At 35.5% G+C, this 14496-nt stretch carries 12 protein-coding genes; 11 read left to right on the top strand and 1 reads right to left on the bottom strand.

All coding sequences use genetic code 11. The features are described from left to right. Positions 1 to 18 precede the first annotated feature (18 nt). The 6 genes from JL102_RS22640 (at position 19) to JL102_RS22615 (ending at position 6142) form a co-directional block, all read left to right on the top strand. Positions 19 to 1473 (top strand): SMI1/KNR4 family protein, encoded by a 1455-nt coding sequence (locus JL102_RS22640; protein ID WP_202246756.1) that lies wholly within the window; start codon positions 19 to 21, stop codon positions 1471 to 1473. Between the two features lie 380 nt (positions 1474 to 1853). Then, positions 1854 to 2810, top strand: a complete 957-nt coding sequence (locus JL102_RS22635) for a hypothetical protein (RefSeq protein WP_202246755.1) — start codon at positions 1854 to 1856, stop codon at positions 2808 to 2810. Positions 2811 to 3019: 209 nt separating this feature from the next. Continuing rightward, positions 3020 to 3715: an SDR family NAD(P)-dependent oxidoreductase gene (locus JL102_RS22630; RefSeq protein WP_202246754.1), complete on the top strand. Its 696-nt coding sequence runs from the start codon at positions 3020 to 3022 to the stop codon at positions 3713 to 3715. A gap of 2 nt (positions 3716 to 3717) precedes the next feature. Next, positions 3718 to 3891, top strand: coding sequence for a Lacal_2735 family protein (locus tag JL102_RS22625; protein ID WP_202246753.1), 174 nt, complete (start codon positions 3718 to 3720; stop codon positions 3889 to 3891). Between the two features lie 365 nt (positions 3892 to 4256). Then, positions 4257 to 5636, top strand: a complete 1380-nt coding sequence (locus tag JL102_RS22620; protein WP_202246752.1) for a glycoside hydrolase family 43 protein — start codon at positions 4257 to 4259, stop codon at positions 5634 to 5636. 188 nt (positions 5637 to 5824) lie between these two features. Further along, entirely contained in the window at positions 5825 to 6142 is a 318-nt protein-coding gene (locus JL102_RS22615) for a winged helix-turn-helix transcriptional regulator (protein WP_202246751.1), read from the top strand. Here JL102_RS22615 and JL102_RS22610 read toward each other — a convergent pair. Beyond that, positions 6129 to 6611: a VOC family protein gene (locus JL102_RS22610; protein ID WP_202246750.1), complete on the bottom strand. Its 483-nt coding sequence runs from the start codon at positions 6609 to 6611 to the stop codon at positions 6129 to 6131. The genes JL102_RS22615 and JL102_RS22610 overlap by 14 nt on opposite strands. Before the next feature lie 627 nt (positions 6612 to 7238). On the opposite strand from JL102_RS22610, the gene JL102_RS22605 reads away from it, so the two are divergent. The 5 genes from JL102_RS22605 to JL102_RS22585 all read left to right on the top strand — a co-directional run bounded on the left by JL102_RS22605 (position 7239) and on the right by JL102_RS22585 (position 14465). After that, on the top strand, positions 7239 to 9083 hold the full coding sequence (locus JL102_RS22605; RefSeq protein WP_202246749.1) for a T9SS type A sorting domain-containing protein: 1845 nt from the start codon (positions 7239 to 7241) through the stop codon (positions 9081 to 9083). 494 nt (positions 9084 to 9577) lie between these two features. After that, positions 9578 to 10141: a phage tail protein gene (locus tag JL102_RS22600; protein WP_202246748.1), complete on the top strand. Its 564-nt coding sequence runs from the start codon at positions 9578 to 9580 to the stop codon at positions 10139 to 10141. A gap of 417 nt (positions 10142 to 10558) precedes the next feature. Beyond that, the gene (locus JL102_RS22595) at positions 10559 to 10837 is read left to right on the top strand and encodes a hypothetical protein (protein ID WP_202246747.1); all 279 of its coding nucleotides are present in this window, start codon (positions 10559 to 10561) and stop codon (positions 10835 to 10837) included. 216 nt (positions 10838 to 11053) lie between these two features. Next, complete coding sequence (locus tag JL102_RS22590) at positions 11054 to 13240, top strand: right-handed parallel beta-helix repeat-containing protein (RefSeq protein WP_202246746.1); 2187 nt, start codon at positions 11054 to 11056, stop codon at positions 13238 to 13240. Between the two features lie 565 nt (positions 13241 to 13805). Next, entirely contained in the window at positions 13806 to 14465 is a 660-nt protein-coding gene (locus tag JL102_RS22585) for a phage integrase SAM-like domain-containing protein (protein ID WP_202246745.1), read from the top strand. Positions 14466 to 14496 lie beyond the last annotated feature (31 nt).

The following is a 14496-nucleotide window of genomic DNA, read 5'->3' as shown; positions in this document are numbered from 1 at the left end:
GAATGCTATCGGTAAACTGTGAGAGAACTTCATGTAATGCTTGATGAAGGGGGCAATAATGCTATTTTACTATATTTGCAGAAAATTAGGGCTGTCAGGCTCTACACTACGTTGATATTAGAAATGAAAGACTACTCTATTCAAATTGAACGTATAAAATCTAAGCTGTTGGAAGCGGCGAAGGTGGATACAGCCTTTAAAGCCTTTGGCGCAACTCGTCATAGATACTATATCCATAAACCTGTGAGTATTGAGGAAGTAAATACTTTTGAAAGAAAGTACGCGGTTGACCTTCCTGATTGCTATAAATCATTTGTTTTACAGATTGGAAGTGGAGGAAAATCATATGCTAATTCAGGTGCCGGACCGTTCTATGGAATTTACCCTTTTGGTGAAGGTGTTGATGAACTTATTTATGATAATACAGAAAAGTATATAAAGAATGAGTCAATACTTCATCCTGAAATGAAAAATGATGATTGGTCAAAAGTAATTGAAAAAATAGAAGATGATAATATTTCAGATAACGATTATGAAAAAGAACTAGGTAGAATATTTGGTGGTATTTTACCAATTGGTTCCCAAGGGTGTTCGTATTTACATGGTATCATTCTTAATGGCGCTTACAAAGGGAAAGTAGTAAATATAGACCAGGAACTTAATAAACCACATTTTACTTTTGAGGATAATTTTCTTGATTGGTATGAAAGATGGTTAGACGAAGTAATTTCTGGAGATTTGTTGGTTGAATCACCAACATGGTTTGGATATACAATGGGAGGGTCGGAAGAGAAACTACTAGAAGTATATAAAAATGGATCTAATGGTGTTGACAAAACAGATGGGCTGAACGGACTGCTAAAAAAGAAAACATTAGATTCTTTAACTCTTGACTTAATTGAAGAGTTTTATCTCCAAACACCTGAAGAAAACTCTAATTTATTACTTCAAATATTAGTAAAACACAAACATAGAAGCTGGAAAGAACACCTAATTAAAAGAGGTGAAGATGATCTCTTAACAGTATTCCAATACATTTTTTGGTACGATAAAGCTAACAGTGCAAATTGGAAAGAATATATTACTAACCATATAGACCAAATTACTAATTCTGAAACTTTTCGATTTTGTACATACCTACTTAAAGAATGTAATTTTGATTATGGTAATCTTGTACAAGGATTTATTAAGCATGCTGACAAGGATATTAGATCAACAACAATATATTCTCTTAGTGGATTGAGTAACAAAGAAGATTATTTAGATACTTTCATTATTGGGCTAAATGATGATTCTAATAAAGTTATTCATTCTTCATTACAAGCTCTTTCAGGAATAAAAAATGAGAAATTACTTATTCATTATAAAAAAATAGCAGACCGTTTTCCTGTTGAAAAAGATTATATATTATCAAATTTGAAACACAGACTTGCAGAATTTAAAATGGATTTAAATTGGATTAGGAAAAGTTAATATTAATAAAATTTAATTAAAGTTCTACCAAATGTGGAGATAACGTCTGCTAATGGCGTTGACGGCAGTAAGCTACAAGCTCACGGCGCTTGTCACGGCATTATATTGCTTCCATTGTTAGGACAAACCAAGCGGGCCTCGTATCAGGCGGTTCATTGAATTTCGGGTTGTAGTTTTAGGTAATAATCCAGCATGCTTTCATAGCCTTTATCCATAGCTCAGGGCTTCATCTAGGCAAAACTCCCGCGTGAGTTTAAGGCACTTGCACTCTCTGAATTCATTTTGATATATTCATGCCAATAATGTTTTTTGTGGTAATACAATATACAACAAGTGGTGTGAAATTAACGCTTCTAAGGAACGTTAGGCAACAGCATTAAATGAGATTAGATAAAATAACAATAAGAGAGATAAAGTTTGAATGGGGTGATTTGTTATCCGATGTAAAGTCTCAGTTATCTACCGCCGAATCAATGGTTGAGAATGAAAATCCTTATTCGAATAGCTCAACTTTAAAAATTCCGCTAACTGATATTTGGTCTATAAGTACAAATTCATGCGAGTTTAGTAGTCCTGACTCTGATCGTCTGATAAATAACGTTTCCATTAATATTTCAGCTAAAGATAATACAAAGGATAGTGTTCTTGAGGCCATGCAAAGTCAGCTTGGGCCTACATCTACTGAGCGTAATGGAGATAGGTATGGAAGCGGTAGTGTTATAAAAAATTGCACTTGGAAATATGATAACTGTCAAATTGGGGTAAGTCTTTATGGCGGTATTCGGAAAGAGAGAGGTGAAGAAAGTATTGGTATCATATATATTCATCTTGAGGATATTGAACTTTTAGATTCTTTGTACACAAAACGGTTAAAGGAAATAGAATCGGATTTATCTACAAGAGTAAATATTAATTCAATTGATTCGTTTAAAATGGCGAAAAAGCAATGGATTACTTGGTCTATGGAAAATCATAAATACCCTAGCCTTTCTCCCAACTTTATTTCCAGAGCGTTAAATGGATTTTATAAAAGAGAAATTTTTAAGACACCAGAACAGGTTCAGAGTAATATCAATGAATATGAGGTTTCCATATGGAAATCAACTTCAGATGAATATTATCTGTCAAACTATTGGGAAACAGTAAGGTTGACAAAATCTATTAATACATCATGGGTGAATGCTAAACCGGCAAAAGGTGGTGGATACTGCCATATTTCAATAGGAAACTTGAGTATCAACAATGAGCATAGCCTACCTGAATCAAAAGCACTAGTTAACCGACTTGAAGAATTGATGAATATAGAAATTAAGTGTCATCAAGATTATGACTGTTAAAAAAAGAGCCTAATAACTAAACTTTGCCTGGCTCATCGAACCCAATATGCAGGCAGTGTTGAATGAACCGAGGCGCTCAAAATAGTACGTTTTGTGATAGGATCTAAGTGCTCTTTCTTTGGCATTGACCATCGATAGTTCTATTTTACATTATTAATGGAAAATTAAGGCTGTCAGGGTCTACTTTACTATGCAATAAATTAAAACCTATGAGAAATTATATCATAATAGGCGGTTCGTCCGGGATAGGGGCATCTCTAGTTCAATTACTTGGAAATGAAGGTGCAAATGTGATAGCAAGTTATAATAACAACGTTATGTCAGACACCAAAAACGTGAGATATTTTAAGTTTGATGTATTATCCGACCAATTAAATCTTGATGACTTACCCGAAGAAATTCATGGTTTAGCCTATTGCCCAGGTAGTATAAATTTAAAGCCATTTCATCGCTTTAAAGAGCAAAACTTTATAGATGATTTTAAACTAAATGTAATTGGAGCTACCAACATTATTCAGCAATTATTGCCAAAATTAAAAGCAAGTGGTGAGGCTTCAATTGTATTGTTTTCTACCGTGGCGGTTCAGCAAGGTTTTAATTTTCATGCTCAGGTGTCTATATCTAAAGGAGCCATTGAAGGGTTAACTAGAGCGTTGTCTGCGGAGTTTGCACCAAGTATAAGGGTAAATGCTATTGCTCCATCCCTGACAGATACGCCTTTGGCAGAAGGGCTACTGAACAATCAAGGTAAAATAGAGAAACAGTCGGAGCTAAACCCACTCAAAAGAGTGGGCAAAGCCACTGATATATCTGAAGTGGCAAAGTTTTTATTATCTCAAAATTCTTCATGGATTACGGGTCAAATCATTCATGTGGATGGTGGGTTTTCAACTATAAAAAAATAAATATGTTTAGTTTTTTCAAAAAAAAGTCGAAAGTAGAAAAATTAGAGATTCAATATAAAAAGCTACTGGAAGAATCATATAAGCTTTCTCATAGTAACAGAAAAGAAAGTGATAATAAAAGAGCTGAGGCTGAAGAGATACTAAAACAGATAGAATCGCTTACAAACAATAATTAATGAGATTTTTTATCAATTTTAGCATTACCATTTTTAATAAAGTAATATAGCCATAGTAGCTGTTGGTGAAAAATGGCTTACAGAAACTATGGGATTAACTTAAAGCGCTAGTCAAGTAGGGCTTTTTTTGCATGCCTAATGCAGTATGATTTCTTGATAGCGAAATAGGAGTTGTAAATAACTGAAGTTCAGCATCATCATAGCAAGATATTGAGCTTTGCGAGAAAATTAAAAAGAAGACATTCTGTTGGCACTAATATTATAATTAGCGGTCATTTTTTTACTGAGTTTCTGCATCTATTTCGACATTATACTAAACCGTTTTCGGATACGTTAACAAGCTTTAGACACAAAAATAAATTGATATGCCGAAAAGGAATATGCTCTTAACGATTACTGTTCTTATGCTTGTGTTAATGAGCTATTACTGTGATGCACAAAACCCTGTATTGCAGCGTCCTATTATCAACACTAAATATACAGCTGATCCTGCTCCTATGGTGTATAATGATACGGTGTTTCTTTATACTAGCCATGATGAAGATGATGCAATGGGTTTCAAAATGAAGAACTGGATACTTTATTCTTCTACTGATATGGTAAACTGGACGGAGCATGGTATAGTGGCATCATTAAATGATTTTGAGTGGGTCCCTAATGATAATGGTGCCTGGGCAGTACAATGTATTGAGCGAAATGGGAAATTTTATCTGTATTGTCCCATGCCAGGAGGTGTAGGCATTGGGGTTTTGGTGGCTGATAGCCCATTCGGACCTTTCAAGGATCCTCTAGGTAAACCGCTCATTAGAAATAGTAATCATGATATTGACCCCACTGTACTGATTGATGATGATGGGCAGGCATATATGTATTGGGGGAACCCACAAGTCTATTACGTGAAGCTTAACGAGGATATGATTTCTTATTCAGGAGAGATTATACAGGAGCCAACAACACCCGATAATTATCAGGAAGGGCCTTGGGTTTGGAAACGTAAAGAACATTATTATTTATCTTATGCTTCTAGCTGCTGTCCGGAAGGCATAGGGTATGCTATGAGTGATTCTCCGACGGGCCCTTGGGAATATAAGGGGATGATTGTTGACGCATCGGAAAAAACTAGAGGCAACCATCCTGGCATAATAGAGTACAAAGGGAAATGGTATTGTTTCGGGCATAGTTATGATCTGTTGAAAAAAACAACTTCAAAATTCTATGAGCGGCGTTCTGTAGATATGGACGAAATGGTTTATAACCCCGATGGTACCATAAAAAATAGAAATTATTGGTCTATAGAGGGCCCTAAACAAGAGGGTGCTCTGAATCCATTTCAACGGGTTGAGGCTGAAACTATGGCCTGGAGTGAAGGAGTCAAAACCAGATTTGAGACGGAATGGGAGGGTGATTTCGATTGGGACAGAGGAAAAAGAATTGCCGATCATTTATTTGTTACTGATATAAATCATGGAGATTACATACTAGTTAGAGGTGTGGATTTTGCTGATGGTGCAAAAAACGTAGAGGTAAGTGTTTCTCCAATCTACGGGGGAATGATTGAAATAAGAGTTGATGAAATTGGAGGGCCATTAATAGCTACGGTTGATGTAAATACTACAAGGCAAGAGGGGCAGTGGCGAACATTTGCGGCATCTCTAAAGAAAAATATTAAAGGTATACATGATGTATATTTTGTCTTTAAAGGAGAAAAGGATTTGTTTTATTTCGACTGGTGGAAGTTTAATTGACTATTTGCTAAACTTAAAAATTTCAAAACTTCGAATAAAGAGAAGGTTGCTGCTAATATTTATGAATATTGGCAATGAATCAAAAATTAAGGATAGCTTTATAACTGATTTGATAAAATACAGATTGATGGAAAGGATAGGGGCTAACTTTCAAGATCTGTACTGGCTTTATTTCTCCCCAAGAGCATATGCGAAAAGAAAACTCTACAAATTTTATAAACAATGTCACTTTAGAAAACTTTTGTAATGCCCATAAAGTGCTGTCTAAAATTAGTGGTAGATGGAAACTTTCTATCTTATTCGCTTTATCTGAAAAAGAGACCAATTACTCAGATTTTAAGGTGGTTTTACCAGATATAACAGACCGAATATTATCTAAGCAGCTTAAAGAATTAAAAATAGATGGCCTGATTGGAAATCGAAAAAGCAAGTTAGAGTCCATCTATTTTTTAACCGACAAAGGAGAAGAGATTATGGCTGTTTTAAGAATGTTTAAGAAGCTGTGATTTGAGTAGATGTTCTAAAATCTACTTTTTCTAAAAACTCGATTACTTCGCCATTAGGGCTGTATACAATGCTGTTTTTGACACCTATGGCTTTATTAGTATTAGTTAATGTGATATTTAAAACGCCTTCACTTAAATCTTTTGCTCCAGCATTGATAGCCGCTGTCCGTGCTTCTTCTGCATTCTTCACTTCAAAGCATATATGTAATATTGAGTTTTCTAGAAATTCTTCATTTTCCTTTCTCTGTCTTCCTTGTGAAGGAATGGCGGCATCTTTATCAAAGACCTCTAAATAAGTATTGATTTTGGCATTATAAAGCATTGCACCTTTTTTCAAATTGAACTCAGGAAGAGACCAATCGTGAATCATGTCAAAACCTAATGCTTTATAAAAGTTAAGAGTAGCTTGAAAATTCTGAGCTTTTATAGCGTAATGGTGAAAGGCAGTGATATTGTCTGATAACTTCATGTTTTATTTTTCGATAAAGCTATATACTTAGCTCACGAATAAAAAGTACTTACAAAATTGTAAGTACGAATCTTCTGGCTGCTTTGGCAGAAGCTTAGGCCCTCTGATGATTGATCATGTTAGCTGGGAAGTTTGTGAAATGCAATTCTCGATCGGAGGCTAGGCTAAGTGACCTCAATGATATCACCTATATGTCTTATGGTTAGTTAAATCAGAGCTAGTAATACCTTAAATCCTTCTAAAAAAATATTAAAATAACTAAGAAAGGTTACATAAGTAAGTTGTTTCGGAATTAAATGATGAAAGTCCTAATAAACCATTTGAGAAAATTCAATGTAAAGTTCGCTTACTGTAATGAATAACCTGATTGGATAGGGACTTTGAATAGAGCCAGAATTGGTTGTGTGAATTATGCAACGGTTATAGTTTAGCTTTAAGGTTGTTTTATGCGGTTTTCATACTTTTTTAAGTTTTGGGCTAAGGGTACATTATGAATGTGACCAAAGAATTACACAGTTTTTGATAACCTCTAATTTTTGTAAAATTCCTATGCGAAGAGATGGTTTAACAACTGAATGCATTAGTTACATAGTAACGACTCTACATTTATTTTGAATAATTTTTGAGATGAAATATGTAATTATATTACAAACATTACTGTCAGTTAATTTTTTATTTGCCCAAAGTGGCCCCGGAGGTATTGGCTCTAGTGATGGAACGTCAAATTTAGTTTTGTGGCATGATGCCGCTCAATTAACATTTACCGATGCGGGTGTTTCTCCTACTGCTGATGGTGATAGTATATTGCAATGGAATGATTTATCCGGTTATGAAAACCACAGCTCGCAAATCACATCAGATCGCAGGCCTAGTTGGAATGAATCAATAATAAATGGATTGCCTGCCGTTTATTTTGGTGATGATTTTATGAGAAGTGCCATTGATATTAACCCTGCCACTACTGATTTTAGTTTTTTTGTGGCATTCCAAGAGTCAGGTTCTTTTGATCGAACTTTAATATCGCAAACGGGTGGGAGTGGTGTTGGTCGTTCCCTGTTTTTTGTAAATAATTCGGTAATAAGGTCCCTCGTAGGAGGAACAAATCAGAATTCATTACCTTGGAATTATTCCCCAGGGGTTTGGACAGTTGCAGGTAATAATTATGATTCTTATGATCCCAGTTTATCAACACCTTCTTCTTCACAAACTTTTTATCTAAACGGAAATACCAGCAATACTAAAAGTGGATTTAATGGGGAATCAGCTACAGGAAATTGGATAATCGGCGCAGCCAATTCAGGCACCCAGCGATTCCTTTTTGGTTACATTGCTGAAATGGTGATTTTTAATTCCCTCTTAAATAAGGCTCAGCTTATCATTATTCAAAACTATTTGGCCTCCAAGTACGGCTTGCCATTACTGAGTAATGATGTGTATATTCAAGACGATGTGGCTAATGGAGATTATGATTATGAAGTGGCTGGAATTGGGAGAGTAGATGCTTCCAATATTCATAACGATGCAAAAGGATCTGGTATGATTAGAATATTGAACCCTACTGATTTAGAAGATGATGAATTTTTGATATGGGGGCATGATAATGGTACTCCTCGTGCCATAGAAACCTCTGATGTTCCACCGGGAGTGGAAGCGCGGCTAGAAAGGGTTTGGAGGGCTAGCGAAGTAAATACATCAGGGGCGGCCATAGATGTGGGCGCTGTAGATATCAGTTTTGATCTGACGGAAATAGCTGTTGTAACAGCATCGGATTTGAAATTACTTGTAGATACTAACAATAACGGTCTTTTTAATGATGAGACACCCATATCAGGAGCCATCTCTTTAGGTGATAATATCTATGCATTTACAGGCTCATCTGCAATAACAAACAATCTTAGGTTTACGCTTGGTACTTCAAATAAATCAGAAACACCTCTACCAATTGATATTTTATATTTCAGGGCACAAAATATTAATGGTCAACACATCCAATTGGAGTGGGAAACTATTTCAGAATCTAATAATGATTTCTTTACTATTGAAAAATCACGGAACGGAAGTGATTGGAGATTGGTAGGTAGAGTGGATGGTGCGGGAAATTCAAAGACAAACCTAAAATATTCATTGATAGACAATAATCCCTATTCAGGAATGTCTTTTTACAGGCTAAAGCAAACAGATTTTGATGGTCAGGTCTTTTATTCCGATATTCAATCTGTTTACTTGAATGAATCATTAGTTCAGGAAATTCAACTCTATCCGAATCCGGCAGAGAGTCACATTACTATAAAAGGAAATGAAGATGAACTGAGTAAGATGGAAATTTATAATTCAATAGGGCAAGATGTTACGGATCTCTCTAGTATCAACGCAGATCATGTATCTGCCATAGTACTTGATATTTCAGCTTTATCTAATGGATTATATTACGTGAAAACAAAAACCATTACTAGTCTTATCTATAAGAAGTAAACTCTAAATCTTCTAAAGAGTCACTGCTTTTTGTAAAAGGTAGCATCCGAAATAGTGTATATTATAGAATTATTGCTTGATATCATTCTGTCTACAACATGACCTCCATAAATAAATAAGCCACAAAGGAGGATTCTGTTTTGCAAATTTAAGTGTTCTGTCAATACAATTTGATTACAACAAATACTAACCTGATTACATGCCATAGGAGGAGTTATTCTACTTTTGTATGTTTAGGCCAATCAGGGGTAAATGCAAAATATTCGATGAAAAGTAGTGGCTTTTACGGGGCTGACAGCCGAGTGGAAAGGGCTATAGCCATATAACATGAGAAATAATATTCTCATAGCAACCAAGCAATGGGAAGAGTATTCAATCATTGATTCATCAGTATATGAAGTTTCCATTTATTGAAAAGAACTAAATGAGTCAAAGTATTGGAATAAGACCTGAGAAATGATATCTGAAGACGTTAATTAAATTGTTTAAGTAAAATGTTGAATAACTTTTTTAATAAATCTGTAGGACACTCTAAGAAAAGAGAGGAAAGTGCAGAAGTAATACGGCTGCCAAAGGTGTCTAATCATATGAAGGATGCATTGGTGTCCAAATGGTTTGTGCAGGTAGGGGATGATGTGAAACCTGGAGATGTTTTAGCTGAAGTAGATACAGATAAAGCCACCATGGAATTAGAGTCCTTTGCTATGGGTACGATTTTGTACCAAGCGGTAAAAGAGGGTGAAAAAGTGGCGGTGAATGGACTTTTGGCGATCATTGGGACTCAGGGAGAAGATATTGATCATTTGATAAATGAAAAGCCACAATCATTTGAATTGGGCGAAGAATTGATGTACGGGGTAGTAGGAGAGGTTAAAATGTTTGCAGGGAGAGATATACCAAAGAACTGGTTAAGTTGTGATGGATCTCTATACGATAAGGTAGAAATGTCTAACCTTTATAAAGGAATTGGCAATCAATATGGGGTTGAAGGTGAAAAATTTCGTGTTCCAAACTTGGAGTCTTTGAAAGGTGTAGTATATATTATTTGTTATCAATAAAAGTGCTTCTGCTGTCTTTTCCTTTATTGAAAGGATGCTGAGGCTATGGCCAGTCATAAATTATTTTACTATAGTCGCTATAGATTCGGTGTTTTGTTATAATAATTGAGCTTTTAATTGTTATATTGTTGATGCTTAGTTGTATTAATTAGATTATTCATGTTGGTAATAGATCATTGTCGAATATGTGATCATTCGAAGCAGGACGTGGCTATTGGTACTTACTGTGGTGTCAACAATAAGAAGCCCGCCTTTAGGCATCGTTGTGTTAATAAACGATTTGGTCTTAAAATGTTGGAGTAAATTGAGAGTGTAAGTTTTAATTACCAACTGAATGAGCGTAAAAAGTATCCACCTATACTTAATTTAATCTTTTTTCTGTTAGCGAGTGCAGCTGTAGTCATAGCCGGGTTTTTATTGGGTCGTCAAATAGCTGCATTTGGATTTATATCTCCTCTGCCTTTCATTATAATATTTACAGGACTTTCGCTGCTGCCATTGGCTAGTGGACCATTTAGAAAGTTTATTTATCAGAGGAAAAAGTGGTCGAAGAGGTTAGAAGTTCTAAAGGATACCTTAGGAGTATATGATTACTACTATGATGATCGCATTACCTTAACCCAAGGCCTGCATAATATTCTTGCGGTAGAAGTACATATCATAGTATATTTGAAAGGATCCCGCATTATGGAATAAAAGAATAAATTTGAGTATAATAATAATAACAGCAGTAGGATGAGTTATTCTGTTGGAAGTTATTATTATGTAGGTGGTTTATCGATTTAGCATCGAACTAAAAATGTTTAACGGGTAAATAAGTAAATTTATATTTCAATATCTCCCTCTGTCGATTTGGTGTGATTGAATTTTGCCAATTCTAGGTAATTTGTGTTTTTATTTAAAATTAGATCGATGAAAACACTTTTATTTTCAATCATTTTTTTATTTACAATTGGGGTTTATGCTCAGAATGTGCACGTTTATTCAAATGAGTCTATCCAGGCGGCTATTAACGAAGCACAAAGTGGTGATGTTATTCTTATTCACGCAGGTACTTACTCAGAAGCGTTGAATATTGAGAATCGTAGTAATTTAAAGCTGACTGCAGCGGGAGATGGTGAAGTTATCATTCAGGGAGATGGTAATAGAGTGAACACCATAGGTATAGAAAATCCTAGTAATATTTCTGTAATAGGACTTACAATAAAGAATATTAGGAAAAAAGCATGGTCTACGGGCATAGCTGTAACGGGCTCAGGATCAGGTGTAACTATTTCAAATAATAAATTCACTGATTTCTCTTATCGTTCAGGATCTTGGGATCCTTCTGATAACCCTGGTGATAATATGGTGGGTGTAAATCCGCTTATGATCGCTGGTACAGAAACTTCAGCTCCTTTATCAGATGTTATCATTGAAGGCAATGAAGTGTCTTATTGTATCACAGGATGGAATGAGTCGATTACCGTAAAAGGAAATGTTGATGGCTTTATAGTTACTCACAATACTGTGCACCACGTTACTAATATCGCGATTGATGCCTACGGACTGGGGGATTGGCCTAATGCTATGCAGGCAAGAAATGGTGAGATTTCTTACAATACTGTTTATGAGGCGAAATGCAATTATACTGACAATGGAGGTATATATGTAGATGGAGGTAAAGACATTGTTGTTTCTAATAATACTATTTATAACAGCAAATATGGTATTACATTAGGTTGCGAAAATCAGGGAGTGGTTCCAAACGGTGTAACCAGCGGTATTACCATTATCAATAATCTGATTTATGGTAATGAGAAGTCTGGTATTATGATTGGGACCAGCGGTGATGACGATGGTGTTCAAGGAGATGTAGTTAATTGTACTATATCTGGTAACACCTTTTTGAAAAACTCTACCACTGATAGCTGGGGAACTGAGATAGTGTTGCAATATTGTAGCGAAATATCTGTATACAATAATATTTTTTATGGTCTCTACCAGCCAATGATTACAGAGGCTTTAGGTGTAAGTGACAATAGCTTCGGGTATAACAATTTTTATAATGCTCAAGGTAAGGCGCCTGTTATAAGCAAGCAAACCAATTCAGGATGGACAACTTTAACTTTCCAGCAGTTTAAAAACAAGAATAATGATCAAACATCTTTTTTTGCAGATCCTAAGCTTGCGAATGCGAATACAGCGAACGTAGATGCACGACTTACAAGTGATTCGCCCGGTATAGATTCGGGTTCGCCTGGCTATGTACCACTGCCATCAGAGACTGATCTGAACGGTAACATGCGTGTTCATAATGGAAGAATAGATATAGGGGTATATGAGTTTGGATCTTCTGCAGAAGGAGATGAAAAAGAAGATAGTGCAATTATTGTAGATGGTCAACTTAATGATTGGAGTGTCATTGAGTCAGTGGATGTTAAGAATGACCAAACTGCTCAGTGGCTAAAGGTTTATGAGGATAACAATAACTTGTATTTTGCAGTAAAGGGTACTGGTATGAATAGCTCTAATTATCACTTTTACATTAATAGCGATAATAATTATGCCACAGGTTATAAGATTAGTGAATTCAATAAATCGGGTGCAGAATACATGATTGAAAACGGTGCCTTATACCAATACACCGGTAACGGTACTAGCTGGGGCTGGAGTAGCTTAGGATCTGTTGCATCAGCCAAGTCCGCCAAGGTTACAGAAGTGAGTGTACCTAAATCTATGTTGTCTTTGTCGGGCACTTTCCTTACAGGCTATGCTGACATTTCTGACGGCTGGAGTACGGTTTCTACATTGGGTTTTGCACCTTACGCATTATCAGGAAAAGCTACAGGTAGAGAGGCATTTTTGGGTAATAAGAAAACAAATGCCATTATCTATCCTAATCCGGTGAGAGATGTGCTTACCATAAACCTCGGCGAATATGAAGGTGAAGCTCAATTATATTTGTATGATATCAACGGCAGACTTTTACTCAAAGAGGCAACCGATAAATCCATTTATTTTATAACAAATGAAATGCAACAGCTTAGTTCTCCAGCTATATTAAAAGTTGTGAAGGAGGGTGACACTGAGACATTTAAAATTTTAATAGTAAAATAAGAAGATCTTGTAGTTTGATGAAAAAAAGCCCTTTGGATCGTTACCAAAGGGCTTTTTTATGATAAATTTTGTCTCTTTCAAGATTGAGTCTGAATTCGTTAAAACTCAACCCATAAAAAAAGCCTTCAGATATATCTGAAGGCTTAGTGGGCCCACCTGGGCTCGAACCAGGGACCCCTTGATTATGAGTCAAGAATGTATTGAATGTTAAAATGACGTAAAGTGGCTTAAAATGGCATTAATATATGATTTTGTATCTACGGATAGTTGATTAAAGGTGGTTTGAATTCAGGAATGTATGCAAAATGTATGCAACCAAAATTTGAGGTTGTCGTCTTTAATATAAGATTCAAAAATTCATGACATGGCAACCGCATTGTTAAGATTAGACACTAGAAATAAAAGCACAGATAAATACCCCTTAGTGATTAGAATCACTCACCAAAGAAAGCAGAAGAATATTGATACTGGCTATAGATTAACGCTGTCCGAGTAGGATGATAAAAACAATAAAGTAAAGAAGGCTTATAAAAACTCTTTAAGAGCTAATACACAAATCTATTCTATGTTGTCAGCAGCTGAGGATATGATACGCCGATGTGCTTTTACTCTTAAAGACATGGATGTGTTTGTATTGGTGTCACACATTAAAAGTTCAATAGATACTGCCAATCAAGAGAGGCATGGTGTACTTCCAGAAGTCAATCATACTTCTTTAAGAAAGTATACAGACAAGGTTATAAACATCTATAAGCAGTCGGGGCAATTTAGTATGGCAGACGGATTTGAATATGCCGCCAATTCATTAATCAACTATAGTGGTAAAAGCTCATTGTTACTGACTGATATTGATGAGGTTTTTCTTCTGGGTTATGAGGCTGATTGTAGGTCAAAAGGAATGAAGGCTAATGCATTTGGAGCTTATCTAAGATCAATACGGAGGATTTATAATCTGGCTATAAAAGATTCTTCCACCGAGATTACAAAGGCTCATTATCCGTTTGGGCAGGGTGGATATTCTATAAAAAAGGAGAAAACAAAGAAAAGAGCTATAAAGACTGATTATTTGAAAATTATCAGAGGATTGGATTATAAATATGATTCACCCATTTGGCATCATCGCAATTATCTCTTATTCATGTTTAATTGCAGAGGGATGAATTTCATATACCTCTCTTTTCTGACGAGTGAAAACCTGGATTTGCAACAAAAAACTGGACAATAAATTAAGCACATTTAGATTGGTTTTGTTTATT

It is taken from the genome of Fulvivirga sediminis, assembly GCF_016757215.1.
Lineage (GTDB): Bacteria > Bacteroidota > Bacteroidia > Cytophagales > Cyclobacteriaceae > Fulvivirga > Fulvivirga sediminis.
The sequence above is the reverse complement of the archived record's forward strand: the minus strand, read 5'-3'. Positions and strand labels throughout refer to the sequence as shown.

What these genes read in the sequence shown, in the direction of transcription:
- JL102_RS22635 (WP_202246755.1), top strand. Translation starts at nt 1,854, where the DNA reads ATGAGATTAGATAAAATAACAATAAGAGAGATAAAGTTTGAATGGGGT.
- JL102_RS22630 (WP_202246754.1), top strand. Translation starts at nt 3,020, where the DNA reads ATGAGAAATTATATCATAATAGGCGGTTCGTCCGGGATAGGGGCATCT.
- JL102_RS22625 (WP_202246753.1), top strand. Translation starts at nt 3,718, where the DNA reads ATGTTTAGTTTTTTCAAAAAAAAGTCGAAAGTAGAAAAATTAGAGATT.
- JL102_RS22620 (WP_202246752.1), top strand. Translation starts at nt 4,257, where the DNA reads ATGCCGAAAAGGAATATGCTCTTAACGATTACTGTTCTTATGCTTGTG.
- JL102_RS22615 (WP_202246751.1), top strand. Translation starts at nt 5,825, where the DNA reads ATGCGAAAAGAAAACTCTACAAATTTTATAAACAATGTCACTTTAGAA.
- JL102_RS22610 (WP_202246750.1), bottom strand. Translation starts at nt 6,611, where the DNA reads ATGAAGTTATCAGACAATATCACTGCCTTTCACCATTACGCTATAAAA.
- JL102_RS22605 (WP_202246749.1), top strand. Translation starts at nt 7,239, where the DNA reads ATGAAATATGTAATTATATTACAAACATTACTGTCAGTTAATTTTTTA.
- JL102_RS22600 (WP_202246748.1), top strand. Translation starts at nt 9,578, where the DNA reads ATGTTGAATAACTTTTTTAATAAATCTGTAGGACACTCTAAGAAAAGA.
- JL102_RS22590 (WP_202246746.1), top strand. Translation starts at nt 11,054, where the DNA reads ATGAAAACACTTTTATTTTCAATCATTTTTTTATTTACAATTGGGGTT.
- JL102_RS22585 (WP_202246745.1), top strand. Translation starts at nt 13,806, where the DNA reads ATGTTGTCAGCAGCTGAGGATATGATACGCCGATGTGCTTTTACTCTT.